The organism is Lentilactobacillus sp. SPB1-3, from assembly GCF_026913205.2.
Lineage (GTDB): Bacteria > Bacillota > Bacilli > Lactobacillales > Lactobacillaceae > Lentilactobacillus > Lentilactobacillus terminaliae.
The window spans coordinates 972,422-996,445 of the sequence record NZ_CP168151.1; the positions used below are offsets into that span (position 1 = coordinate 972,422).

Sequence of the window (24,024 nt, forward strand, 5' to 3'; positions counted from 1 at the left end):
CAAGTGAATGTTGCTGCAATTAGTGGAAGTTTAATATCGTGGATTGTGTTGGTAATTTTATTATTAGCTTGGTTTGGTTATTATACTTTTCAAAATTATCAGGTTCGACAAGTAGCTACATATTTATCGAATGAAGAGTTCAGAAAGGGTATGCGTCGAGCTCAAGTTATTGATCTACGAGAAAAAAGCAACTTTAAAAGTGGCCATATTCTTGGGGCTAGAAGCCTACCATATTCAACACTTCGTAGTTTTTATGCTCAAATCAGAGCTGATTTACCAGTTTACTTATATGACCAAGGAAGAACGGTTAGTAAGCGAGCTGCAGTTCTCCTAGGTAAAAAAGGTTATAAGAACATTTACATCTTGAAGACTGGTTATCAAAACTGGGACGGTAAAGAGAAAAAAGACGAAATCTAAAAAAAGTTGGTATAAAACAATTGCATGTTTTATACCAACTTTTTTATTTCGAATTGCTGATTATCCTTGGTGAGAAGAACGACTTTTACGCATTGCTTTTCTGCGATTATCGTCGAAACGTTCCTCTTCTTCTTCGATTGGATCTACGACAGTCTTTTTAAAAGTAAACAGATCACTGAATAGTGCAGCTAATGTGGCAAGGATTCCTACGAATAAACCACCTGTGAATTTCTTCATATTAAATGCCCCCTTTTCTTAGTTTATAATTATATTATGCTTGATTTACAGTGAATTATCTAGTTAATTGTCCTAATTCTTATGATAGGATATAGAAAGCAATTATAGAAATGGAGAGAAAAAATGCACAAAGTTTTGGCAATCGTTGGACCAACTGCAGTTGGTAAAACTCAACTATCGATAGAGTTAGCAAAACAACTGAATGGTGAAATTATTTCAGGTGATTCAATGCAGGTTTATCGTGGCTTAGATATTGGAACTGCCAAAATAAAACCTGAAGAGATGCAGGGCATCCCTCATCATTTGATTGATATTTGCGATGTCAATGAACGCTATACCGTTGCTAGATTTGTAGAAGATGCAATTGAGGCTATCAAAGAAATCGAAGCTGCTGGTAAGTTGCCAATCATTGTTGGCGGTACTGGATTTTATTTGCAAGCACTTGAACAGGGATTGAACTTAGGTGGCAATCAAGATGTCAGTGAATCACCAGTTCGACAAGAATTACTTGCTAAAGCGACCGAGATGGGTTATCAAGCAATGCATGACTGGCTGCTTAAAGTCGATCCTAAAGCTGCCGAAAAAATACCGGCAACTAATCAAAGACGAGTTATTCGGGCTTTAGAAGTGTATTTGCAGACGGGTGAGAGGTTCTCAGAACAAATTAACAACGAATCCAATCTGGATTTTAAATACGTTACGCTAACTGCTGATAGAGAATTACTATATGACCGCATTAATCGTCGAGTAGATATTATGGTCGAAGAAGGTTTGTTTAAAGAAGCTCGGTGGCTATATGATCAAGGCGGTAGAAGTTTATCAGCTAGTCAGGGGATTGGCTATCACGAATTATTCGATTATTTTGATAACCAAACTTCTAAAGAAAATGCGATTGCCAAAGTTAAACAAGACTCTCGTCATTATGCTAAACGCCAATTAACATGGTTTAGACATAAGGTGAAATCAAATTGGTATAACTTGATTCAACACGAAAATACGGTTGATGAAATCATTGAAGATGCGCGTGAATGGCTGAAAAACTAGGATTTTATTAAATGTTATATTTTATGACATATGAAGTTGACTATTGACTGGTAAATGATATTATTAAATTATGTTTTGGTGGAGGTGAAAAATGTCTGAGAAGGAATTACGGCGTTCGCTATCGGTGCTGCCAATCGGAACAGTAATGAAGCTGACTGATTTATCAGCCAGGCAAATTCGTTACTATGAAGAGCAAGGGTTAGTGATGCCCGAGCGAAACGACGGTAACCGGCGAATGTATTCATTAAATGATATTGATCGGATCCTTGAAATTAAGGATTATCTTGACGATGGATTAAACATTTCTGGAATCAAGGAAGTTTACAAAAAGCAACAACAGCTTGAGGACGAAAAGAAAAATCATCAAGATACACAATTGACCGACAGCGATGTTCGGCGAATTTTGGAAGATGAATTTCTACATATTAGTGGACTAATGCCACCTTCTTCCACATTTAATAACCAAAAACTATAAATCATAGATAGGGGATTGATCAGGATGGCAACAAGGCATGATTATACTAAAGACGATATTCGACAAATGGTTGAGGATGAAAACGTTAAGTTTCTTCGACTAATGTTTACAGATTTATTCGGAACGATTAAGAACGTTGAAGTACCGATAACTCAATTGGAAAAACTTTTGGACAACAAATTAATGTTTGATGGTTCTTCAATTGAAGGATTTGTCCGCATTGAAGAAAGTGATATGTACCTATATCCTGATCTTTCAACTTGGATGATTTTCCCATGGAGTTCAGAACGAGGCAAAATTGCTCGTGTTATTTGTGAAGTTTATACTCCAGATGGCAAGCCATTCGCTGGTGATCCAAGAAATAACTTGATCCGAGTTCTTGAAGATATGAAGAAAGCTGGTTTTACAAGCTTCAATATTGGACCAGAACCAGAATTCTTCTTGTTCAAGATGAACGAAAACGGTGAACCAACCCTTAACTTGAATGATAAGGGTAGTTACTTCGATATGGCACCAATGGATCTTGGTGAAAATTGTCGTCGTGAAATTGTTTTAACTCTTGAAGAAATGGGCTTTGATGTCGAAGCTGCCCATCATGAAGTTGCCCCTGGTCAACACGAAATTGACTTTAAGTATGCTGATGCCTTAACAGCTGCTGATAACATTCAAACATTCAAATTGGTTGTTAAAACTATTGCTAGAAAATATGGTTTGTATGCAACCTTTATGCCAAAACCACTTAGCGGTATCAATGGTTCAGGTATGCATTTAAACATGTCATTATTCACTGATAAGGGTAATGCCTTCTACAATGAATCAGGAGATTTAGAGTTATCTAAAGATGCTTACAACTTCTTAGGTGGACTTTTGAAGCATGCTAGAGCATTTACAGCCATTTGTAACCCAATCGTTAACTCATACAAGCGTTTGGTTCCTGGTTACGAAGCTCCTGTATATGTTGCGTGGTCAGGTTCTAACCGTTCACCATTGATCAGAATTCCTAATGCCCGTGGTAATTCTACACGACTAGAAGTTAGGAGTGTGGATCCTGCTGCTAACCCATACTTAGCAATTGCTTGTGTTCTTGAAGCTGGCTTAGACGGTCTTAAGAATGAAATTGAACCTGAAGATAGTGTTGACCGTAACATTTATCGAATGGATGCTGAAGAACGCCAAGAAAGTCATATTAAGAACTTACCTGACACATTGCATAATGCACTTAAAGACTTAGCAACTGATGATGTCATGAAGAATGCTTTGGGGACTAAACTTTACCAAAGTTTCTACGAAGCTAAGAATTTGGAATATGATTCATATCGTACCCAAGTTTCTGAGTGGGAAAGAGATCAATATCTCGAATTATACTAAGCTTAAATGGCTAAGAAGGGGACCTGAATTAATAATTCAGGTCTTTTTTTATACTTTTTTACCAAAATTAGTAAATTTATGAAAAAAATCAAAGAAATGTCTTTATTTATAGTGATTAGTTAGATAACATTAATTAAGAATATAAATAAAAAAGTGATGAGGATACGTTATGGATATGAACGAACAAAATGATCAATTTAGTCAAAATGATTCAATTTTGTCTTCAGCAATTGACCATAAATTGGATTATTTAAATCAATTAAATGAATCAATCAAAAGTGGGGATGATTTAAAGTTATATGAATTGATTGATACTAACCGGTACAATCAAGAATTCAAGGGTGAAGAAGGCACAGAACAAGCCAACGATTTTAATTTAGTTGCTAATTTAGATTCTGAATTAAGTCATCATCTTAGTAATCAATTAATTAACTATCTTGGAAAGACGTATCCATTCTTTTATTATCATGAGTTTGATCTTGGAAGATTTAACATTTACTTTGGTAACTGGTGGGACCACCGTTTATTTGGGGAATTAGATGTGCTAAACGTCCAATTCCATTTTGCCGAAGATGAATATAATAAGTTATCTCAATCGTTTGAACTTGAATTACAAAACAAACGGGTCAACGATGACGAAATGAAGAGCTTGGCTGATGAAAATGAGCGCCTTGGCCAGTTAATGGATAGCCAAAGTGAACGTGATCAACAAAAGGATAGCTTGCGTGCCCAAATCAAGGAGAACGAAGAAAAATCGCCAATGCCTTGGGAAGCCGCAAAGGTTCGTGAAGAGCGTGAACAATTAAATCAATCAATGTTAGAGTTAACACAAATTGATGAGGAAGCAAACGGCGCTCGTCAAACAATCAAAGACAATGAAGCTAAAATTCTTTCACTTTCAAAAGACGAAACTATTTTAAATCTTGAAAAACAAAATATCAGAGCAACATTTGGTTCATTTGAAGAATTCAATCAAAATAACCAACAATTATATACAAAATATCTTACATTCTTATCAGATGGATTGAAGGTGAACGTAGATGAGTAACGATAACGATATGCAAGAAGCAGAAATTACCGTACAAGACACCTTCTCTTCATACACTGAATCAATCAAGACCGGCTTGGATAACGGTTTGAATTATGTTTTGCTATTCAATACCTTAGTTAACACTAATGATTTTGAAGAATTATTGAATGCTGCAGAACAACTTGCTGACTTTTCATTAGATTCTGAATACTTGGAATTTCCACATCAATTCACTGGTGAGGATGTCCAAAGTATCTTCTTATCCCGGGTCTTAGAATTAGGTGGTGTTAGCGACCAGTTCAAACTTAAAGATACTAGCCGAATTCAAAAATTATTGGGTAACTTTAATGGTCTAGATGATCAACCATTTACTTTCAAAAAATCACCTAAATCAGAAGCCGGTTATTACTTTGTGGCTACTAATGATGGTCAATCATTGATGTATCTTAATCTTAAGACCAAAGAATTAATGTTTAATGGTCGTGCACTGATTAACTTCTTTGTGGTAGTTCTTGAAGGCAAAGATATTGCAAGTATTAAGAACATGCTTAATACTTTGAAAAAATTTGGCAAGATTTTGAAGGAAACTTCTGGATTTACTGTTGAATTTAACGTTCTAGATAGTTTCAATAATCAATTCTTTGAATTTGCCGGTGGTAATGTTGCCGAAGAAATCATGGATGAGTTATTTGTTAAGTCAGCAGAGAATGAATACATCTTGATGGCAAACGAATCTGGTGACGCTATTTTGGACTTGAATGCCGACACAACTCTTGTCATTTCAAATAAGGGTACAGTTGATCATCCAAAATACGGTGCATACATTCAAGATAAGGATCAAGAAGAAAACTGGATCTACTTATTGTTAGATTACGACTTCTTGCAAAAGTGGTACTTGGATAACGAAAAGCAACTTGAGATTTTATCAAATCGAGTTGTGTTTGGTTAGAAACGGAGTTTAGTAATGGATCTACAACAGATGCTAAGTGCTTCAGTGTACTTAAATCGCTTGATCGATAATAAAAAGAAATTGCACTGGGCTCCTGAAGCCAGAGTTCAAAATGCTTTTGTTGCTTTGGATGTTGAATTGTCTGAAGTGGCTAATACTTCTGAATGGTTCAAGGTTTGGAAGACTCATCGGGGTAAACATGATGAGAATCAAACTCCGGAAGAAACTTTGCTGTTTGAGTACGTTGATGCAATGGATTTCTTCTTGTTGATCTCTAATTTAAAGAACTGGAATCACGTGATTTTAAATACGCAACCGGATTTGGCAAAGATTGCTACTTATAAGCGTGAACAAAATCTAGACAAACAGTATTTAATTATCAAAAAGATGTTATTTAATGCATTCTTTGATCGCAGCGAGTCGGCCTTTAGTCATTGCTTTAGACTATTCATTAAAATGGGATTGGTTGATTTTGGCTTTTCTGAAGATCAGATTGAAAAAGCATTTATGGAAAAGAATGAATTAAATCAACAGCGTCAAGCTGAAGATTACTAAAAAAGGAAGTCCATTATGGACTTCCTTTTTGTTTAGGATTACTAATTTTCAATGGAGATGTAGATTGCGTTGTTATCCCAGCAATCCCAGATACCAATTTGAATCGTATCATTGTCAGTGAAGCGCTTCTGAGAATCAATATCCTTAATTTGAGATTTAAAGCCGGACCATTGATCAATAAAGATATTTGCTGAACGGGTGGTGGCTTCAGAAGAGAGAAACTCTCGTTTTAGTTTTGAATCTGATTTTAAAGGAATACCAGACATCTCATCATTCAAAGTTTCAATAAAACTGGGTGCAGTGTATTCATCACCATCATCTGCAAAAGCTTTTAAATTACCAAAATCAGTTTCTGTAGTGGAACTAGGTAGCTGATCTTTAACCAAAGCAATTTCATAACCGTATTCAATTTGTTTTTCCTGACCAGCAAGTTTATTAATAATTGCAAGGATTGAATCAACTTCTTCCGCCATACGAAAACCTCCTAATATTAATCTTAAATCAAATATAAAATTACTGGTTTAAAAAGGCAAATGATTGGGTTGAAAAGAAGATGCAGACCAATATTTTATAATTTAATATCTAATATTAAACAAGTTACGCGCAATGTAATCTTCATTTTTGCAACTCACGTTCAGAATGTGAAAAAATGTAGTTAAAGAAATGTGAGGTGATCCAATGAACGATAGAGTAAAGATTAATTATTTAAAAATGATTGGCTTCATCATTGGCGTTGAAATATTAGGATTTTGTTCCTCTTTATTGTCTGGTAACATTCGCGAAATATACAATGGATTGGCTTTACCGCCATTTTCTCCGCCTGGTCCTTTGTTTGGCATCGTATGGCCAATACTATATGTGTTACTTGGAATTTCTGGGTACTTATTTTGGATACATCGAAATATCAGTCCCACTGATAATTGGTTGTTTTGGATTCAACTAGTATTGAACTTACTGTGGACTATCATATTCTTTAACTTCGCTTGGTTTTGGATAGGAGTATTAATAATTCTAACGATGGACGGTTTAACAATTAAAATAATCATCCAGTTAAACCGTGGTAAGTTAGTTTTAGCTAAATGGTTGATGGTGCCATACTTACTATGGATTTTGTTTGCGACATACTTAGCAATTGGAGTGGCAATATTAAACTAAAAAAGCAGCCATGTTGGCTGTTTTTTTATATTCAATTTAAATTTTCTAAACGTCTAATTATTAGACACGGGACACATAAATTTATGGCTGACTCCAACGATTTGGTTTAGAAGGTAATAAGGTCAAAATAAAGAACCAAAGATTTCCAATTAGTGGAACTATCGTAATTAAAATCCACCACCCAGAACGATCAGTATCGTGTAATCTGCGAACCTTCAAAGACAGAACACCAAGCCATACAATAAAAATGACAATGTCTGAGAAAATAGTAAAGTCAAAACCTGGAGAATTTTGAGTATCCATAAAGTGATGACCCGTGGACATTTCAATAATAGCAACAATGATACCACCCAAAATATAATTAATAATAATTGGCCACCAATAGTCGGGACGATCTGCTGTTCCAGAAAAATTGGTGATGTTATGCCAGAACTTCTTGTATGAATCAACCATTTATATCATCTCCTTGAGGTAGTTATACCATAGACACGGAGAAATGGGGCGGATTTAGTTGCTTAGATGATTATGTATAATTTAACCTATTAATTTAGTGAAATTCATTAAAAAAATGCCAGACAAGATTGTCGGCATTTTTGTTTTATATGAAATTATTATCTTAGATATGAGATCATCCAAACAATAAAACCAGCGATTGCAAAGAGTAGCCACCAGTAACGTGCGGCGAAATCCCAGAAGTTCATTTTGCCGTAGTAGGGATGTTCATCTTCTTTATTTCCTAAAACTAATTCATCGAGTGAGCAATTTAATAGTTTCGATAATTTAACAAGATTATCTAAGTCAGGCGTTGATTCTCCTGACTCCCAACGATTAACCGCATCACGAGGTACAAATAATTTTTGCGCAATATCATCTTGTGAGAGATTCTTAGCAATTCTCAGTTTATTCAATTGTTCCGAAAATAAAATATTCATGAGCGCACCTCCTAACTACCTTAATTATCAGGGAATAATGCGTTCGGGGTAAAGTATAATGCACGGGAATTTATAATTATTAATACTTTAATTATTTGGAATTTATGATTAATGTGTTAATTCTAATCATTAGAAACGATTTTTTTCATTGAGAACTTATGAAATAGAGCTGATTTAACTTTAAGAGTAATTCCATAAAAATTCTTAGAGCGGTTAATACGAGCTGTAAAATAGGCGACGTTACCTGACCCCTGATTATCTGATGATGAACTTATAGTAATTTTACTAGATTTACTCAAAAGCCTAAATATTTTTTGGTTTCCAGATATATTAGACAATGCCTTATAGTGTCCTGATTGAATTTGCTGATTTAAGTAGTTTTCGGTATACAAATCCATATCACGAGTTTCGTTCCACTGCCAATGAAAAATACATACTATCAAAATTATAAACATCGAGATTAATTGTTTGTAGATCGACAAGATAGTCATCTCCCAAGTGTTATCTAAGATCCAATCTATAGTGTAGAACAACTAGTTATAGCAGAAGATAATGCACAAAAAGTTAACCGTTTCTTTAAAGATCATGGTATACAATCAAATTGAAAATCCCTGTACAGATTAAATTACAGCATGCATCGTTCATATATGTAATGAACGATTCTAACTTGTCATGTTACCTAGATTGGTTATTCTTATTAATTTATATTGGTGTAGCAGAATTGACTTCATATTAATGTCTACGCCGATATTCCCTTTAAAACCACTCACTTTGGCAGGAAAATATGCAATTCTTCCTGCGCCTTGGTTATCCGCAGTGAACTTTAGTGTGATTTTCTTCTGTGTTTTTAACTTGTTATATACTTCCTTATCTCGGACTATATTTTTCAATCTGGAGTACTTTTTATCTGTTAGGGCAGTATTGATATAGTTTTGTGTATAGGTTTCCATACTTTTGTCAGACATTACCCATTGAAAAATTGTTATTAAGACTAATAATCCAATTAAAAATACAAGCATGACATTAAATCCATTTTTCAATGTAAAGTCCTCCTTTTGAAATTCCCTATGCTTGAATCGGACGGGCGTTGGCCACCACGTAGGGGAGGTGATTAATATGATATATAACCAATATTATTATAGTGAGTTAATTAATAATTACTTCAAGAAATTTGTGTAAGTTAATTTATTTACTTTTTGAAATGAAAATCCTTGGGTATATAGTCGATTGTTAACTTTCTTGAAAGTTGCAGCTTCAGTACCTTGATTTGAATAATAGATCGTAACATATGGTTTAACATAAGTTACTTTTTTAATATTAAATGTAGGTGCCTTATCAAGTGAATATTTCTTCATATAATTTGAAGAAATTGCAAATTTGATATGCTTCATACTAATTGCCATTGAGAGAGGCTTTTTCTTGTTTAAAGAAACGTAATAACCTCTAATGCTTTGCGGAACCGTCTTATACGTTGCAGCGTTGGCATTGACTGCACTGGACATTCCAGTGAATGACAGAGCAACTAAACCAGCTAGCACATAATGCTTTAAATTCATAATCTTGTATCCCCAGATATATTCAGCTTTTATTGTCATCAGTGTTTGGACAATTCTCCTGGTTCGAATCGAACGAACGCGAGCTCACCAGAGAGGAGACTTAAAAGCTATTTATTTGTTTTCCCAACGGTTTCTACGAGTTGGTAGAACCATCAGAACGAAGAACCAAATGGTACCAATAAGGGGAATTAAATCAATTAAAATCCACCAACCAACGTGATCAGAATCATGTAGTCGTCTAATTTTAACTGAAATTGTTCCAATCCAAACGATTAGTGAAACAATGCGAGCAACAGTGTTAACTGATAAATCGTTCAGATTATAGATATCATTGATGGGGTGACCTAGTAAAGTATTGATAATAGCAATAATTAATCCACCTAATACATAATTAATAATTACAGGCCACCAATAATCAGCTCTACCTGATGTTCCAGAAAAGTTTAAAATATTTTCCCAGAATCTTTTATAAGAATTTACCATTTCCTAATCCTCCCATACATATTCAGCTTTTAACGTCATCAGTGTTTGGACGTATACTCACCAGCGGAATCGAACCACTGCGAATACCATAGTGAGTTATTACATATCTAGAATCTGCTTCTTTTTGTTATTAAATTCTTTTTGAGTGATTGTGCCATCATCCAATAATGCTTTGAATTTCTTAAGTTCGTCAGCATCTGACAATTTGTTTTCAGAGTTGTGATTGAGTAGATAATCTTCAACGAAATTTTTTATTTGTTCAATCTCATCGTTATGAATTTCTCGGAATACTACGTTATTTGCTTTATTGAAAGCTCCGTTACTAAATCCGGGTAGGGCACCAAAACCATTAGTTTTTTGATTGCCTGCAGCAGTAACAAAATTTATTTGACCGGCGATTAATTTTGATCGTTTAAAATTAATTCCAATCACACTTGAAAGTGGGATGACCTGCTCACCATTTTGGCCACGATTAAGAAAACTTCTAACTCCTAATCGAGTAATGACAATTTTAGCATCATCAACATCAATGATTACATGTTCAGGTATTTTAACTTCTACGTGCATTTTATATCCCTCCTTATTAAAAATTAGTTGTATCTTGCTTTGAAAATGGCACATGTTTAATAACTATTGAGTTTAATACAACATTTTCTATTATTCATTTTTTATTTATCAATTCTGTTAGCTTTAATTTCAGTAGAATCAAGATAAATTTAATTTTTGAAAGGTTTTCGAAATAGAAAGGTTAATATGGGAACAACTTTAAAATAACTTCAGATAAACATTAACTTATTTTACTATATCATTATGTTATGCATAAGTTAATAAAGTACAGTCTATAATATATGATAAAATGAAATCAATAACAATTCTCAAAAGGCGCTCACTTCTTCGGAGGTGGGCGCTTTTTTTATTGACTTTGAAAATTCATCTTCTGTTTTTGTGGTACAATTTTTTATAGTTAAAAAATTGGGAGAGTTATTATGTCAAAAAATAAAATTAGAAATTTCTTGTATTCGTCGGTCATATCTCTTAGTGTTATTGGAGCGCTTTTCGTTAATGCAAATGCTTCCAAAATTGCTTATGCTGACTCTGAAACCGGTTCAACGTCCACGTCAACTATCCAAAATGATGGTATTGCAAATGTTATGTACACTTTTGGGACAGAAAACCCACATTCTACGTTTACCAGTATGTCAACTAACGATCCTGACGATCCAATAATCGTGCCAAAAAACGTTTCTGCAATCCAAGTCAAAAATCTTTATATCAAACCTAATCAGATTCCAGGATCGTGGAATGTTAGTGTTTCAAATCCTGACACTAAGGAACCTGGCGCTAACACAATTGACCCATCATACAAAGTATCAAATATACTAAGTGATGCAGATGGGACGATATTTCACTTTGTATTTACTCCACAGGATAATAACATTGCTCCTTATAATCTTTATTTCAAGTATGTAAACGTTAGGAATATCACTGCTACGGACGGAGAAATATCTTTGGGTGATAATTTGGACACTAGTATTTTCAATGCTAGTGCCACTTTACAAGATGGTTCTGTCAACGATCCAATTACTAGCTTTAATATTCCTAATTTGGATTCTTCAAAGGCTGGAACTTATGATGTCACGATAACTTCTAGATCCGGTCAAACTAAAACAGTTAAATTGACTGTTAACGGTACTAAAAAGTCATTTACCGCTAGTGATGCTACGATCACTGTTGGTGATAAATTTAATATAGACATCTTTAAAGCAAAGGCAACCAACTCGGACGGTAGTGACGATCCAATTACGAGCTATAGTCCTGATCCTGTCGATACCAGCAAACTAGGTGATCAACAAATCACACTCATTACTAAATCTGGTCAACAAAAGACAGTTAAGTTAACCGTTCAGGCGAAGCCAACTGCTGGTGGAGGATCAACGGGGAATAACAATCCTTCAACGGGTAGTGGAACAGTAACTACTCCATCACAACCAAGCACACCAGCGCAACCTGTTCAACCATCACAACCAGTATTACCAACACCGAGCGTACCTGGTAATGATTCAACGGGATTACCAAACTGGGCTGCTGTAAAGGGACAATCAATTTATGGTATAAAAGGGTTCTACTTGTATAGTGATACTAATTTCTATACAAACGAACGTATCAAGCATTATGCTAAGACTAGTCGTGTAAACAGACCTCAATTTATCGTTAAGGGTTACAATTACGACGATAATGGTAAGTTAAGATATAAAGTTCAACAATATAATCCATACAAAGGTAAATATGTCGCCGGAACTAAGGGTTACATTACCGCTAATGAGAAATATGTTGTTAAGGCTTACTACGCTACTACACCAAAGAATAAGCGAATTAAAGTTATTAACAAAAATGGTGTTAAGTCGTACCGTAATGTTAAATTATCTGATAAAGCAAAGCTCTATAAACAGGGTAGCACTTTAAAAGTTAAATCAATTAAGAAATACAAGTTGGCTACACGTTACCGATTGACTAATGGTCAATACGTAACAGGAAACAAGAAATTTATTATTTGGAAATAAATATAAAAAAGCCACTCATCTTATTGCGAGATGAGTGGCTTTTTGTGTTAGAATTTATTTGAGGAGATGATGATTAATGATGGGATTACATCGTTCAAGAACTAATCGTGTTTTTGCGGGTGTTCTTGGAGGAATAGCTGAAAAATTCGGCTGGAATGCAAATGTTTTACGTGCTCTTTGGAGTGTTCTTACATTGACACCTTTTCCGGGATTAATAATTTATTTAGTATTATGGTTAGTAGTTCCTGAAGAGGATTAATTAACTATTAAATAACAGGCGTAAAAAGGTGTCTTTTTAAATAAGACATCTTTTTATTAGTGTTTTTAACCAATCCTGAAGTTAAAATGAAATGAATGATATAATTATTTTACACGCTTAATCGTAATTTTTGGTAAATCTGCCCAATTGGGCTTTTATTTTTGAACACTAAAGAACATACGTTCGATTATTTTTCAACTATTGAAAAAGAAATATAGAGAAGAGAATGGCAAATATAGCAAAAACTCAGTTCACGAATACTAACAAGCAATTCCAAGTACAATTTTTATCACTGCAAAAACAAATCGTAGATTTGCAGAAGGTCATTTCACCTAGCAAACCAGAAGATAATGTAAAGGAAGGTGCTTAATTATGGAAAACACATTATTTACTTTACCAAACATTGAAGTTGCTAAAGTATATGCCTCATGGGGTATGGACATTTCTTTTATGGTTAATTGGTCAATCACACCAGAACAGTACAAGGAAATCACAGGAAAAGACTTCAAGCCAGCTGAATAGAATAATAAAAAGCCGCCTAGATAAAACAAAGCGGCTTTTTACATAAACTATTTTTGGCTTGATTATTTTACTTCGGTTAATTTAACGTTTCTAACTGCCATAGGAGTTTCGCTTGCGGGAGTTCCTTTACTACCGGTAACAAATCCTAGTTCTAAGACATTCCAACTACCGATGGCGTCATCTGCAGGAACAGAATACGATTGAGTATGTTTAACCCATTTTCCGGATTGGTTTGTAAGTTTGATAAAAGTGCCTTCACCTGGTAGGTCACCAATTGGGGTATGAACAATTGGTTCAAACAATAATTGGCTTGAGCTAGTACCTTTATACTCGAAACTCATTTGATATTTTTTTAATGGAGCAGTTGATATATCTTGTCCTAGAGCTGCACCGGAATCAGGTACAGGATTAGTAAGTTCCGCGTAATTACCATCTTCATCAGTTTTTACTGAAACGTCACCACCACCAAAGCCTCCTGATATCCATGAATCAAGGCCTTGACTAAAATCACCATTTTGCATCAAATTATCTTCTGATTCATTAGCAGTTGATGTTTTTATCTCATGCTTAACCACGGATGATATTTCGGTAGTTGCGGCATTTACTGGGATGGCATTTCCCAATGCAAGACCACCTAAAATAGCTGCTGTACCTAATACAATATTAAATGATTTTTTCATAAGTGAAGCCTCCTTGTGTAATTTGGAACAATATAAATTTATCATTCGCTTTTATAACGTTCAAATTTAACGCTTGACGAATCATGAATGTTGATTCATATGATTTTTTAATAATTTTCTGTACATTATGACACCATATTTTAGTTGTTCACCATTGAACTAGATGGATTTTAAAATATTTCATTTACTAAGACACAGAATTAAGTGAATTTGTTTTTACACAAAAATAATATAAAGGGGGTGGAATGACGTTGCTTTGTAGATTTAAAAAATACGCTGACCACCTCATTATTGGAACTGCCCTGATAGGTATTGGTATTTACTTAATTACTCATGATAATTACTTCCAGTGGCCACCAATGGCAACGCCGTTTGCTAATGATGATTTATTCGGCGGCTTGTACGTCATTTGTGGCTTAGCAATTTCCTGGTGGGTTATGTCTAAGCATCACTCGCCACATTTGAATTCAGTTTTATTAACTATTGCGACTTTGCTTATGGCATTCTTATCAATTTATCAATTCTTGAATTTTATTTTTGCGGGAACTGATTACATGCCATGGATTTCGAATTTAGCTCTAACTGCAATGATTTTCACGACCGCTGATCGGAGTGATTCGAGTGAGTAATAATCTTATCAAACAGCTTTTAACAATTATTCCGACAATTTTGGCCGGAGCATATACTTTCTATTTGTCTCGTAAAAAATCAATTCATCAAATTGAACAAGATGATGTTAACTCTCGGAGAACATTGTATTCAGAGATGAAGATTAGGGCCGAGAAAGCAGAAAATAGAGCGGATAAGTTACAGCTAGAACTAGATAAGATAAGAAAGAAGGAAAACTAAAATGGATTTAATTCAACAACTTAATCTTGGATCAACGGCCGAACTGATGATAACAGTTTTGGTCGTTTTTTGTATTACACAAGCTTTTAAGACCACTAGTTTGGGTAATCATTATTTGCCATGGATTGCTATGTTCGTTGGTGTGGTTGCAGGTATCGTTGCAGTTGCTGCTACTGGAGATAGTAATTATGTAGCAAGTGGAGTTATGGGACTATTGGTCGGTGGCTTTACCTGTGGCCTATTTGACGGATTTAAAGGTTTCAAACAAATTGGAGGTATCAAGTAATGGGATATTCAATCAATAAAACATTCGCTTTATCAAATAATGAAGGTGACGGACGTATTGCTGTTAAGCGATTTATTATTGCTCATGATACCGGTAACGACAATAATAAAGGCAAGGGTTCGGCTCATAACGAGGCTAGTTATATGAAGTCACACTTTGAAGTAGCTTACACACACTTTATCGTTGATGACCAAGCAATCTATCAAGTTGGCGAACCTGGTTACGTTGCTTGGGGAGCGCTTGATGCTAATCCATACGCACCAATGCAAGTTGAGTTAGCTCACGTTGACTCACAAACTCGTTTCAACGAATCTTATAAAAGATACATCTGGTTGTTAAGATACTATGCGAACAAATATAATATTCCTTTGACGCTAGATGCTGGAGGTCAAGGTACACCAGGGATTAAGTCACATAAGTGGGTTACTCAAAACTTTGGTGGCGATCACGTGGACCCTTATGGTTATTTATCAAAGTGGGGGATCACTAAGGCACAATTTGCTAAAGACTTGAAGAATGGTTTAGGTGATAGTGCCGCACTTGCTAAAGCAAAGCCAGAGTACTATAAGACAAAAGCTCTTTATGAGGTTATTGCTCCGAAAGTTTACGCATATAAGGATATCAAAGCACAACAAAAGCGTTCTGTCCGCCTTACTAAAGGTAGTCGCTTCTATGCAAAACCTAAGAAGTACGGCAAGATTTATCGTTTCAAAACTGTTGTTGGTTACATCACGGCCAATAAATCTTACGTAAAGTTGATCAAAAAAATAAAATAGTGATAAAATAATATCAACAACGATTCTCAAAAGGCGCTCATCTCATTACGAGGTGGGCGCTTTTTTACGTTGGTATCTAACAACTTACCTGTTTTTCTATGGTACAATTTTTATGGAATAGAAAAAGTTGGGGAGAACTTTTATGTCAAAAAAGAAAATGAAAATTTTATTTTATTCATCGTTGTTGGCCTTAAGCATCGGTGCTTCATTTGGAATGACAAAAGTATCGGCAAAGGCTGAAACTAGCACTGTGAATACAGCTACATCAGCTATCGTTCAAAATTCTAATTTGGATGTAATGAGATATCTAACCGGTGAACACAAAACGCCAGTAAATGTTGATAATGAATTTTCAGTAGAACTTTATTACACCTTTGATGGAAACGATGGTAAGACTTATAAAAGCAACTATGGTCAAAATTTAAATGATGTTATGTCAGGTACTACGGACAAATATGATGCATATTCACTTTTAATGAAAGATGAGTTTAAACCGGACAGTTTAAAGGTCAACTTGGTCATTAAAAATATCACGAGGGTTGATCAGAAATTGGAAGCCGGATTGGGGCTACCTTTGTATTACTTAAGTCAGGTTCCTAATAATTATCCTTCACTGAATAAGTTTCCAGATGTCGTATATGCGGGCAATGGATCGATTGATTATAATTCTACAGAAGGAAGTAAAATTACCAACTTTAATCAACGGTTTGATGGTCTTAGTTCTGATGAAGATCAATCAGGACTTGGTCGTAATCCAGAAGATTTACAGGCAATTGTTATTAAAGGAAATGTAACGCCAGGTGGAGAAGTTCAAACTAGTCTGCCGTTGAAATATAAGAATATCGAATCCTCGTTTAAATTTTCAAAGGATGAACTTGATAAACTTGGAGATTCGTTTTATATGCCAATTAATATTGGCTTCCCATCTCTGTTAGATATCCGGACTGGCATTACTGGGTCTCACAATATTTTATACGTGGCTCCATCAGTCGCTAATCCGGCTACTGTCAATGTTGGTCATGTAGATGAGTCAGGTAATCCGATTGGTACTAATGAGGAATTAAAAGCGTGGGTTGGTGATTCTCTGACTATTCCGCAAGCGAAAATTGATGGGTATGAACTGGATACGTCAAAGGACAATCCAACAAGTTATCAAACCACTCAGAATGATACTGAAACACCAGCAAACATTACTTTGCACTACAAGAAAATGACGAATTCTGGTGGGGGATCAACGGGTACTAATAATCCATCAACAGGTGGCGGTGCAATAACATCTCCAACACAACCATCACAGCCAAGTACACCTGTGCAACCATCACAACCAGTATTACCAACACCAAACGTACCTGGTAATGATTCAACGGGGCTACCAAATTGGGCAGCTGTAAAGGGACAATCAGTTTACGGTATTAAAGGCTTCTACCTATACAAGAATGCTAACTTTAATCGTGGCCAACATATTAAATACTATTCTAAAACTAGTCGAGTAAACCGTCCGCAGTTCATCGTTAAAGGCTATAAGCATGATAATAATGGCAATTTGAGATATAAAGTTCAACAATACAATCCATATAAAGGTAAATATGTCGCCGGAACTAAGGGTTACATTACCGCTAGTGAGAAATATGTTGTCAAAGCATATTACGCTACTACACCAAAGAATAAGCGAATTAAAGTTATTAACAAAAATGGTGTTAAATCATATCAGAATGTTAAATTATCCGGTAAAGCAAAACTCTATAAAAAAGGTAGTACTTTAAAAGTTAAATCAATTAAGAAATACAAATTGGCTACTCGTTATCAATTAACTAATGGTCAATACGTAACAGGAAACAAGAAATTTATTATTTGGAAATAATCATAATTAAAGACGCTCATCTCATTACGAGGTGAGTGCCTTTTTTCATTACGTAATAACTTTAGAAATGGTATTATGAAAATAGTATTCAATTACATAGGGGGAATTATTCAAGATGAAATCAACAATCAAAAAAGTGCTAGTATCACTTAGTTTGTCACTTTCGATATTATCAGTTGTAGCGATAAACACATTTGCCGATGATACGAATCCAGCAAATAATCTTGCTACTTCTGAAGATAAGGCGTTGCTTTTTAATAAGAACAAAGATGGTTATAACGATACTTCTAATTTCGATAATACGAAGTTTGCAATGCAGTTGCAGAGTAGTGCTAATCCACAAAATATCATTGATGACGGTGTCACAGAAAATGATTTTAATATTAATAAATATGATCCAATGGGTACGGCAAATCTTCTAAATATATCCCATACATTAGTCGATCCTAATCGATTCCATGATGGAAAAGGATATTTAAATATTATGTTGAAGAGCTATAGTGAAAAAGATGTTGACCGTATTTTAGATATTCAGTTTGGTGGTGATCTATCCTATCTTGTTCCTGGTATAAAAACAAATCCAAAGATGTTACTCACTAGTGAGTCTGTGGAATATCTACAAAATATAGAAAGAAATAATGATGGAAAAATTTCAATTTATATGACCTCCAAAGATCCATTTGATACACAAAATTTCAGTGAAAGTGACCTAAATGATAGTATCAATGTGAATAACATTACAGATTTAGGTGATGCTAGTAAGTTTTCTAATATCATAGTTGTCATGCGTGATATTCAAAAAGATGATCCCGTTCAATTGGTTTTACCGATTGATATTACGTTTGATCAAAGTAAGTACTCAAACACTGATTTGTTGAGCCTTTTGCCAGGAGAAAACCTAGAAGAATTTGAGAATTTAACGAATTATGATACATCGTCAATGGCATTTTTACAGGCCACACTGTTATATTTTAATAATGTAGGTTATGGTAGAAATCCTGCTGGTAATGACCAGTTTTTTTCAACATTCAACCCAAAAAAATTGTTAGTTAGTCAACCGAAAGTCACTATCAGTGAAGGACAATCAAATTTTGATCCTGACAAATCATTCGAAGTTGATCCAGATGATGCAGATTATGTAATCACAAATGATAAAAATGCAATTGTCTTCGATAGTACTAAACAAGATAAATCCGACCTGCAAAAACTAACTGGTGGTTCATATACGATAACTTTTTCAAAGCCAGGATATAGTGATGGCACTGGTAACTTGACAATTAAGACTAACCAAACAAGCAATCCTGGTAATGGCGGAAATAATAACTCTGGTGGCGGTTCAGCAACAAATCCGACCCAACCAAGTACACCATCACAACCTGTACAGCCAAGCACACCTGTTCAACCATCACGACCAGTATTACCAACGCCAAGCGTACCTGGTAATAATTCAACTGGTTTACCAAATTGGGCGGCTGTAAAAGGACAATCAGTTTACGGTATTAAAGGATTATACTTGTATAGTGATACTAATTTCTATACAAACGAACGTATCAAGCATTATGCCAAAACTAGTCGTGTCAACCGTCCTCAATTTATCGTTAAGGGTTACAATTACGACGATAATGGTAAGTTAAGATATAAAGTTCAACAATACAATCCTTATAAAGGTAAATATGTGGCTGGAACAAAAGGTTACATTACCGCTAATGATAAATATGTTGTTAAGGCTTACTACGCTACTACCCCAAAAAATAAGAGAATTAAAGTTATTAACAAAAATGGTGTTAAGTCGTACCGGAATGTTAAATTATCCGGTAAAGCAAAACTCTATAAAAAGGGTAGTACTTTAAAAGTTAAATCAATTAAGAAATACAAGTTGGCTACTCGTTACCAATTGACTAATGGCCAGTACGTAACAGGCAACAAGAAATTTATTATTTGGAAATAGCATTAATTAAAAGACGCTCATCTCATTACGAGGTGAGCGCTTTTTTTATTGTTCATTTAGATTTGTACTTTCTTTGATAAAAGGAGGCACGCCATGAGTGATCCAAAATACGAATCTAGATTAATTGCTGGTAAGATTAAGCCATTATTCACACTGATGAATGGTGATCACTACCAGTTACAAATAGTAAAAGACGACCAAGCACATCAGTATACTTTCTTTTTCATGCGCTAATCAAGAAGGAGTAGCATGCTTATCAAGCCAGTTTATCAAGTTGACGATTACAACTTAAAGTATTTGGAAGCTGTCCTCCATGAACTAAAACAATATTATCAGTTTACAAATGTCTTCCGTGGCTTTGTTTGCTACCTATGGCCCATCAAATGGCGATCCAATTCAAAAAAACTAAGTATTAGCTATAAACAAATTCTCATCTTTTTTTGACAACTCCGCTTCAATCATATGAAATAATGCGTAAATTTTTGGGAAACAAAAAAGCGCCGATATTAACGATAAATTCGCTAATATTGTCGCTTTTTAAATGATATGCAATTATATGCAACTTTAGGTATAAAACCTTCAAATGGTACCTTATGTCACAGGAGAGATTCGAACCCTCGACCTACGGTTTAGAAGACCGTTGCTCTATCCAGCTGAGCTACTGTGACAAAATCACAAATCAACGTTTATAAGTATATGTGATTTTTGAAGCTTCGTCAATCTAAAATTGGTCAAAAATCACAAATTATTGATTTTTATTCAGAATAGATAGTTTAGGGATGATTAATCGTGTAATTCATCTAAAGTTGTCGAAGTTATTTGATCATTTGACCTTACTTTGAAAGATATAGTGTCAAATTTTAAAATGACCGGATCATCATAATTTAGATGGTTTTGAAACTTATTTAAATACTGTTGAATGTCATCAGTTATTTCGTCAATTGGAAACACATGTAAATTACCTTTGAGACAGATAGAAGAGTAATCAACATCTGAGAAAGAAAATACTGATGCCTGACTTTCTGATCTGATGTTCTTTGCGGTGGATGTGTCCCGATTTGTATAGAATAATATTGATCGGATTGATTTATTAATAGGAAGTGGAGTCAGTGCAACAGTATTCGGAAAATTACTCTTATCAATAGTCGTGACGGAAAAAACTGATACTGAGTTGATTAGTTTGCTAGCAAGTTTTATAGAATTTGTCATGAAAATCCTCCGATCAGGTTAAAGAAATAACTGCGTTCGTAATTTAAATTTAATTATAACAAATTTCTACTATAAAAGATAAATATACAAAAGAGATATTCATGTGAGTAGTTCAGAAGTATCAATACTTGATTGTTGAAACGCTGGACTTGCCCACTGAGTTGAGCTAGAAATTTTGATCCTTTCAATATTATGTTACATAGATTAAGCTATCAGTTTTCTACAGTCAGCGGGCAATAAAAAAACCAACTAAGGTTTTTCCTTAGATGGCTCATTTAATTCATAAGTATTAATTACCTGGTAACTGACCTCTCAAGACACACAATAAGCGTTCACCCTTGCTTGAAATCCAAGTAGAGTTGTCAGAATTTACGATATAGTGATCATCTTGAGTTGGTAAATAGGTGATTTTTAATAATTGATCGTGTTGATTATCCATGGATACTAGTTCCTTGAATAACTCTTTTGAATCATATCCCATGATTTGACCAGCTTTAATCATATCTTCGACCACATCTAAAGAAACATCATGGTTATATGGTAGTAGAAATTCCAGAATGAATTGACGTTTTTTATCAGTTGAGTTCATTGCGCACCTCCCGCATATTACTCAATACTCTCTATAAATTCATTATAAGGTCTGATTTTCTTACAATAAAATTTAAGGATTATCGGATGGAACATATAATTTGTTTTTCTGAATGTCCAAAAACTCTCAAAAAGCTCGGCGATATATTGTGATTTTCTTAAGATAGTTTAGATTTGGTTAAGTGACCTGCAAAATGGGAGCAAATATTTGGTTTACAAGCATATTAACTAGATAATGAAGATGCGTAAAAGAAAACGCACATTTTTAGGGGGTGGAAGTTGTGGAATTCGTTGTATTTATTGTACTTATATTTATTATTTGCGGTTTAATTCAATTATATTTGAATACTTCAACATCCATTAGAGAAAATGGCAAGCATCTTGCAAAGAAATAAATTTTGGGGAAAACCAATCGTTATCAGCGATTGGTTTTTATTTTATGTTAATACAGACCAATATTAATAATTATGTTGACGCAAGGGTGGATATTTTGTATACTAGTCACGTTGTAATTGTGGCTTCCACAGCTACAACCGCACGAAATGAGCTTCTAAGTCCGAAAGGCGCTTATTTTCGGCGAGTCTAAGCAAATTATAAGGAGGTGCACATATATGTACGCAGTTATTACTACAGGTGGTAAGCAATACAAAGTAACCGAAGGCGAAGCAATTTACGTTGAAAAATTAGACGCAAATGAAGGCGACAAGGTTACCTTTGATCAAGTTGTTATGGTCGGTGGCGATTCTACTAAGATTGGTTCTCCATTAGTTGATGGAGCATCAGTTGAAGGTACTGTTGAAAAACAGGGTCGTGAAAAGAAGGTTGTTATCTTCCGTTACAAGGCTAAAAAAGGCTCACGTTCAAAGAAGGGTCATCGTCAACCATACACCAAGGTTGTTATCAATTCTATCAAGGCCTAACTTAAATCGGGGGTGGCTAAATGATTCAAGCATCAATTGATCACTACTCAGGACACGTCAGCGGATTCCAACTAACTGGCCATGCAGATGCTGGAGAGTACGGACAAGACATCGTCTGTTCTGCTGTTTCGGTTTTAAGTATTACTACTGTTAATGGATTACAGGAAGTTGCCGGCGTTGATTTAACTGTCGATAGTGATGATGAGAATGGTGGTTATTTGTCGGTCTCGGTTCCAGTTTTAAATGATGCTAAGAAATCAGTTAAAGCTGATGCAATTTTAGATACTTTCGAGAATGGTATGAAAGACATTGCGGAAAGTTATTCTAAATATATTATTTTAAAAACTAACTAAATTAAATACGGAGGTGAATCCTATGTTGAAAATGAATTTACAATTCTTCTCTCACCATAAAGGTGGTGGATCAACTGCCAACGGTCGTAACTCTGCTGGTCGTCGTTTAGGTGCTAAGGCAGCTGATGGCTCAACTGTTACAAGTGGTTCAATTATCTACCGTCAACGTGGTACTCACATTTACCCAGGTAACAATGTTAAACGTGGTAACGATGACACATTGTTCGCATTGGTAGACGGTGTTGTTCGCTTTGAACGTAAAGGCCGCGATAAGCGCCAAGTATCAGTATATCCTCTTGAGGAAGCTGCTGCTAAATAAAGATTTACTAAAATTGGGCCCTTACCGGGTCCTTTTTTTATGCCAATATTTAAAAATTAACTATTTAAGGCAAAAGTATTATATAATCAAGTATGTTATAAAAATCGAGGAGGATTTAAAATGGCTATATCAACTGCTGATTTTAAAAACGGATTGACTATCGAAGTCGATAACGCAATCTGGAGAATTATTAGTTTCCAACACGTTAAACCAGGTAAGGGTGGCGCATTTGTTCGTTCAAAGCTAAAGAACTTAAGAACTGGTGCCGTTCAAGAAAAGACATTTAGAGCCGGTGCCAAAATGGAACAAGCTCAAATTGACACTCGTAAGATGCAATACTTGTATGCTGATGGCGATGATCACGTATTTATGGATCTTGATACTTACGATCAAATCAGCATCCCAGCTGCTCAAATCACACAAGAATTAAAATACCTACAAGAAAACATGGAAGTTAGTGTTATTCAATACGGTAACGAAACTCTTGGTGTTGAATTACCTAACACTGTAACTCTTGAAGTTGCTGAAACTGAACCAGGTATTAAAGGTGATACTGCATCAGGTGGATCAAAACCTGCTACAATGACAACTGGTTTAACTTTACAAGTACCATTCTTTGTTAACCAAGGCGACAAATTGGTTATTAACACTCAAGATGGTACTTACATTTCCAGAGGCTAATTTCTGAACTG

General features: G+C 34.9%; 34 protein-coding genes, 1 tRNA gene and 1 other annotated feature. Of the genes, 23 read left to right on the forward strand and 12 right to left on the reverse strand.

The annotated features are described in order from the left end of the window. Positions 1–3 precede the first annotated feature (3 nt). Positions 4–417: a rhodanese-like domain-containing protein gene (locus O0236_RS04860; RefSeq protein ID WP_268912986.1), complete on the forward strand. Its 414-nt coding sequence runs from the start codon at positions 4–6 to the stop codon at positions 415–417. 60 nt (positions 418–477) lie between these two features. Here O0236_RS04860 and O0236_RS04865 read toward each other — a convergent pair whose 3' ends face one another. Further along, a complete protein-coding gene (locus O0236_RS04865; RefSeq protein ID WP_268912987.1) occupies positions 478–654 on the reverse strand; it encodes a DUF3042 family protein in 177 nt (58 codons plus the stop codon). 123 nt (positions 655–777) lie between these two features. On the opposite strand from O0236_RS04865, the gene miaA reads away from it, so the two are divergent. The 6 genes from miaA (at position 778) to O0236_RS04895 (ending at position 6,075) form a co-directional block, all read left to right on the forward strand. Beyond that, entirely contained in the window at positions 778–1,698 is a 921-nt protein-coding gene (gene miaA / locus O0236_RS04870) for a tRNA (adenosine(37)-N6)-dimethylallyltransferase MiaA (RefSeq protein WP_268912988.1), read from the forward strand. Positions 1,699–1,789: 91 nt separating this feature from the next. Next, entirely contained in the window at positions 1,790–2,173 is a 384-nt protein-coding gene (locus O0236_RS04875; RefSeq protein WP_268912989.1) for a MerR family transcriptional regulator, read from the forward strand. A gap of 24 nt (positions 2,174–2,197) precedes the next feature. Next, positions 2,198–3,541, forward strand: coding sequence for a type I glutamate--ammonia ligase (gene glnA / locus O0236_RS04880; RefSeq protein WP_268912990.1), 1,344 nt, complete (start codon positions 2,198–2,200; stop codon positions 3,539–3,541). A gap of 169 nt (positions 3,542–3,710) precedes the next feature. Continuing rightward, a complete protein-coding gene (locus O0236_RS04885; RefSeq protein WP_268912991.1) occupies positions 3,711–4,589 on the forward strand; it encodes a hypothetical protein in 879 nt (292 codons plus the stop codon). Further along, positions 4,582–5,520: a hypothetical protein gene (locus O0236_RS04890; protein ID WP_268912992.1), complete on the forward strand. Its 939-nt coding sequence runs from the start codon at positions 4,582–4,584 to the stop codon at positions 5,518–5,520. Before O0236_RS04885 ends, O0236_RS04890 begins: the two co-directional genes overlap by 8 nt. Positions 5,521–5,535: 15 nt before the next feature. Continuing rightward, a complete protein-coding gene (locus O0236_RS04895) occupies positions 5,536–6,075 on the forward strand; it encodes a dUTP diphosphatase (protein ID WP_268912993.1) in 540 nt (179 codons plus the stop codon). A 41-nt stretch (positions 6,076–6,116) separates the two neighbouring features. Here O0236_RS04895 and O0236_RS04900 read toward each other — a convergent pair whose 3' ends face one another. After that, the gene (locus O0236_RS04900; protein WP_268912994.1) at positions 6,117–6,548 is read right to left on the reverse strand and encodes a hypothetical protein; all 432 of its coding nucleotides are present in this window, start codon (positions 6,546–6,548) and stop codon (positions 6,117–6,119) included. Between the two features lie 205 nt (positions 6,549–6,753). Here O0236_RS04900 and O0236_RS04905 point away from each other — a divergent pair, with 205 nt between their 5' ends. Further along, on the forward strand, positions 6,754–7,230 hold the full coding sequence (locus O0236_RS04905) for a TspO/MBR family protein (protein WP_268912995.1): 477 nt from the start codon (positions 6,754–6,756) through the stop codon (positions 7,228–7,230). An 81-nt stretch (positions 7,231–7,311) separates the two neighbouring features. On the opposite strand, the gene O0236_RS04910 is transcribed toward O0236_RS04905, so the two are convergent. The 6 genes from O0236_RS04910 to O0236_RS04935 all read right to left on the reverse strand — a co-directional run bounded on the left by O0236_RS04910 (position 7,312) and on the right by O0236_RS04935 (position 10,768). After that, positions 7,312–7,683, reverse strand: a complete 372-nt coding sequence (locus O0236_RS04910) for a DUF805 domain-containing protein (protein WP_268912996.1) — start codon at positions 7,681–7,683, stop codon at positions 7,312–7,314. 158 nt (positions 7,684–7,841) lie between these two features. Beyond that, positions 7,842–8,162 carry a helix-turn-helix domain-containing protein gene (locus O0236_RS04915; protein ID WP_268912997.1) on the reverse strand — a complete coding sequence of 107 codons (321 nt, stop codon included), beginning with the start codon at positions 8,160–8,162 and terminating at the stop codon, positions 7,842–7,844. A 662-nt stretch (positions 8,163–8,824) separates the two neighbouring features. Further along, entirely contained in the window at positions 8,825–9,202 is a 378-nt protein-coding gene (locus O0236_RS04920) for a hypothetical protein (protein ID WP_268912998.1), read from the reverse strand. Between the two features lie 117 nt (positions 9,203–9,319). Further along, a complete protein-coding gene (locus O0236_RS04925) occupies positions 9,320–9,718 on the reverse strand; it encodes a hypothetical protein (RefSeq protein ID WP_268912999.1) in 399 nt (132 codons plus the stop codon). A 111-nt stretch (positions 9,719–9,829) separates the two neighbouring features. Continuing rightward, on the reverse strand, positions 9,830–10,201 hold the full coding sequence (locus tag O0236_RS04930; RefSeq protein ID WP_268913000.1) for a DUF805 domain-containing protein: 372 nt from the start codon (positions 10,199–10,201) through the stop codon (positions 9,830–9,832). A 99-nt stretch (positions 10,202–10,300) separates the two neighbouring features. Continuing rightward, complete coding sequence (locus O0236_RS04935) at positions 10,301–10,768, reverse strand: SHOCT domain-containing protein (RefSeq protein WP_268913001.1); 468 nt, start codon at positions 10,766–10,768, stop codon at positions 10,301–10,303. Positions 10,769–11,187: 419 nt separating this feature from the next. On the opposite strand from O0236_RS04935, the gene O0236_RS04940 reads away from it, so the two are divergent. The 4 genes from O0236_RS04940 (at position 11,188) to O0236_RS04955 (ending at position 13,543) form a co-directional block, all read left to right on the forward strand. Further along, on the forward strand, positions 11,188–12,762 hold the full coding sequence (locus tag O0236_RS04940; protein WP_268913002.1) for a DUF5776 domain-containing protein: 1,575 nt from the start codon (positions 11,188–11,190) through the stop codon (positions 12,760–12,762). 76 nt (positions 12,763–12,838) lie between these two features. Beyond that, positions 12,839–13,021, forward strand: a complete 183-nt coding sequence (locus O0236_RS04945; protein ID WP_191984818.1) for a PspC domain-containing protein — start codon at positions 12,839–12,841, stop codon at positions 13,019–13,021. 226 nt (positions 13,022–13,247) lie between these two features. Continuing rightward, positions 13,248–13,391: a hypothetical protein gene (locus O0236_RS04950; RefSeq protein ID WP_268913003.1), complete on the forward strand. Its 144-nt coding sequence runs from the start codon at positions 13,248–13,250 to the stop codon at positions 13,389–13,391. Positions 13,392–13,393: 2 nt separating this feature from the next. Beyond that, a complete protein-coding gene (locus O0236_RS04955; RefSeq protein ID WP_268913004.1) occupies positions 13,394–13,543 on the forward strand; it encodes an XkdX family protein in 150 nt (49 codons plus the stop codon). Between the two features lie 62 nt (positions 13,544–13,605). Here O0236_RS04955 and O0236_RS04960 read toward each other — a convergent pair whose 3' ends face one another. Continuing rightward, on the reverse strand, positions 13,606–14,223 hold the full coding sequence (locus O0236_RS04960) for a carbohydrate binding domain-containing protein (protein WP_268913005.1): 618 nt from the start codon (positions 14,221–14,223) through the stop codon (positions 13,606–13,608). A gap of 245 nt (positions 14,224–14,468) precedes the next feature. On the opposite strand from O0236_RS04960, the gene O0236_RS04965 reads away from it, so the two are divergent. From O0236_RS04965 to O0236_RS04995, 7 genes are all read left to right on the forward strand, one after another. After that, positions 14,469–14,852 (forward strand): hypothetical protein, encoded by a 384-nt coding sequence (locus tag O0236_RS04965; protein ID WP_372790983.1) that lies wholly within the window; start codon positions 14,469–14,471, stop codon positions 14,850–14,852. Then, the gene (locus tag O0236_RS04970) at positions 14,845–15,072 is read left to right on the forward strand and encodes a hypothetical protein (protein WP_268913007.1); all 228 of its coding nucleotides are present in this window, start codon (positions 14,845–14,847) and stop codon (positions 15,070–15,072) included. The genes O0236_RS04965 and O0236_RS04970 overlap by 8 nt, the downstream gene beginning before the upstream one ends. A gap of 1 nt (position 15,073) precedes the next feature. After that, positions 15,074–15,358: a hypothetical protein gene (locus O0236_RS04975; protein WP_268913008.1), complete on the forward strand. Its 285-nt coding sequence runs from the start codon at positions 15,074–15,076 to the stop codon at positions 15,356–15,358. Continuing rightward, positions 15,358–16,134 (forward strand): N-acetylmuramoyl-L-alanine amidase, encoded by a 777-nt coding sequence (locus O0236_RS04980; RefSeq protein WP_268913009.1) that lies wholly within the window; start codon positions 15,358–15,360, stop codon positions 16,132–16,134. The genes O0236_RS04975 and O0236_RS04980 overlap by 1 nt, the downstream gene beginning before the upstream one ends. A 142-nt stretch (positions 16,135–16,276) precedes the next feature. Further along, positions 16,277–17,995: a DUF5776 domain-containing protein gene (locus tag O0236_RS04985; RefSeq protein ID WP_268913010.1), complete on the forward strand. Its 1,719-nt coding sequence runs from the start codon at positions 16,277–16,279 to the stop codon at positions 17,993–17,995. A gap of 115 nt (positions 17,996–18,110) precedes the next feature. After that, a complete protein-coding gene (locus O0236_RS04990) occupies positions 18,111–19,943 on the forward strand; it encodes a DUF5776 domain-containing protein (RefSeq protein ID WP_268913011.1) in 1,833 nt (610 codons plus the stop codon). A gap of 93 nt (positions 19,944–20,036) precedes the next feature. Then, entirely contained in the window at positions 20,037–20,177 is a 141-nt protein-coding gene (locus tag O0236_RS04995; RefSeq protein ID WP_268913012.1) for a hypothetical protein, read from the forward strand. A 360-nt stretch (positions 20,178–20,537) separates the two neighbouring features. On the opposite strand, the gene O0236_RS05000 is transcribed toward O0236_RS04995, so the two are convergent. The 3 genes from O0236_RS05000 to O0236_RS05010 form a co-directional block, all read right to left on the reverse strand. After that, a tRNA-Arg gene (locus O0236_RS05000) sits at positions 20,538–20,611 on the reverse strand. 115 nt (positions 20,612–20,726) lie between these two features. Further along, positions 20,727–21,152 carry a pyridoxamine 5'-phosphate oxidase family protein gene (locus tag O0236_RS05005; protein WP_268913013.1) on the reverse strand — a complete coding sequence of 142 codons (426 nt, stop codon included), beginning with the start codon at positions 21,150–21,152 and terminating at the stop codon, positions 20,727–20,729. Positions 21,153–21,441: 289 nt separating this feature from the next. Continuing rightward, positions 21,442–21,741, reverse strand: coding sequence for a hypothetical protein (locus tag O0236_RS05010; RefSeq protein ID WP_268913014.1), 300 nt, complete (start codon positions 21,739–21,741; stop codon positions 21,442–21,444). Positions 21,742–22,261: 520 nt separating this feature from the next. Beyond that, positions 22,262–22,334, forward strand: a sequence feature (ribosomal protein L21 leader region). Between the two features lie 17 nt (positions 22,335–22,351). On the opposite strand from O0236_RS05010, the gene rplU reads away from it, so the two are divergent. From rplU to efp, 4 genes are all read left to right on the forward strand, one after another. Continuing rightward, complete coding sequence (rplU, locus tag O0236_RS05015; RefSeq protein ID WP_125008122.1) at positions 22,352–22,660, forward strand: 50S ribosomal protein L21; 309 nt, start codon at positions 22,352–22,354, stop codon at positions 22,658–22,660. 20 nt (positions 22,661–22,680) lie between these two features. Next, positions 22,681–23,013: a ribosomal-processing cysteine protease Prp gene (locus O0236_RS05020; protein WP_268913015.1), complete on the forward strand. Its 333-nt coding sequence runs from the start codon at positions 22,681–22,683 to the stop codon at positions 23,011–23,013. Between the two features lie 25 nt (positions 23,014–23,038). Further along, positions 23,039–23,332 carry a 50S ribosomal protein L27 gene (gene rpmA, locus O0236_RS05025; protein WP_191984825.1) on the forward strand — a complete coding sequence of 98 codons (294 nt, stop codon included), beginning with the start codon at positions 23,039–23,041 and terminating at the stop codon, positions 23,330–23,332. Positions 23,333–23,452: 120 nt separating this feature from the next. Beyond that, a complete protein-coding gene (gene efp / locus O0236_RS05030) occupies positions 23,453–24,013 on the forward strand; it encodes an elongation factor P (RefSeq protein ID WP_268913016.1) in 561 nt (186 codons plus the stop codon). The last annotated feature ends 11 nt before the right edge of the window (positions 24,014–24,024 follow it).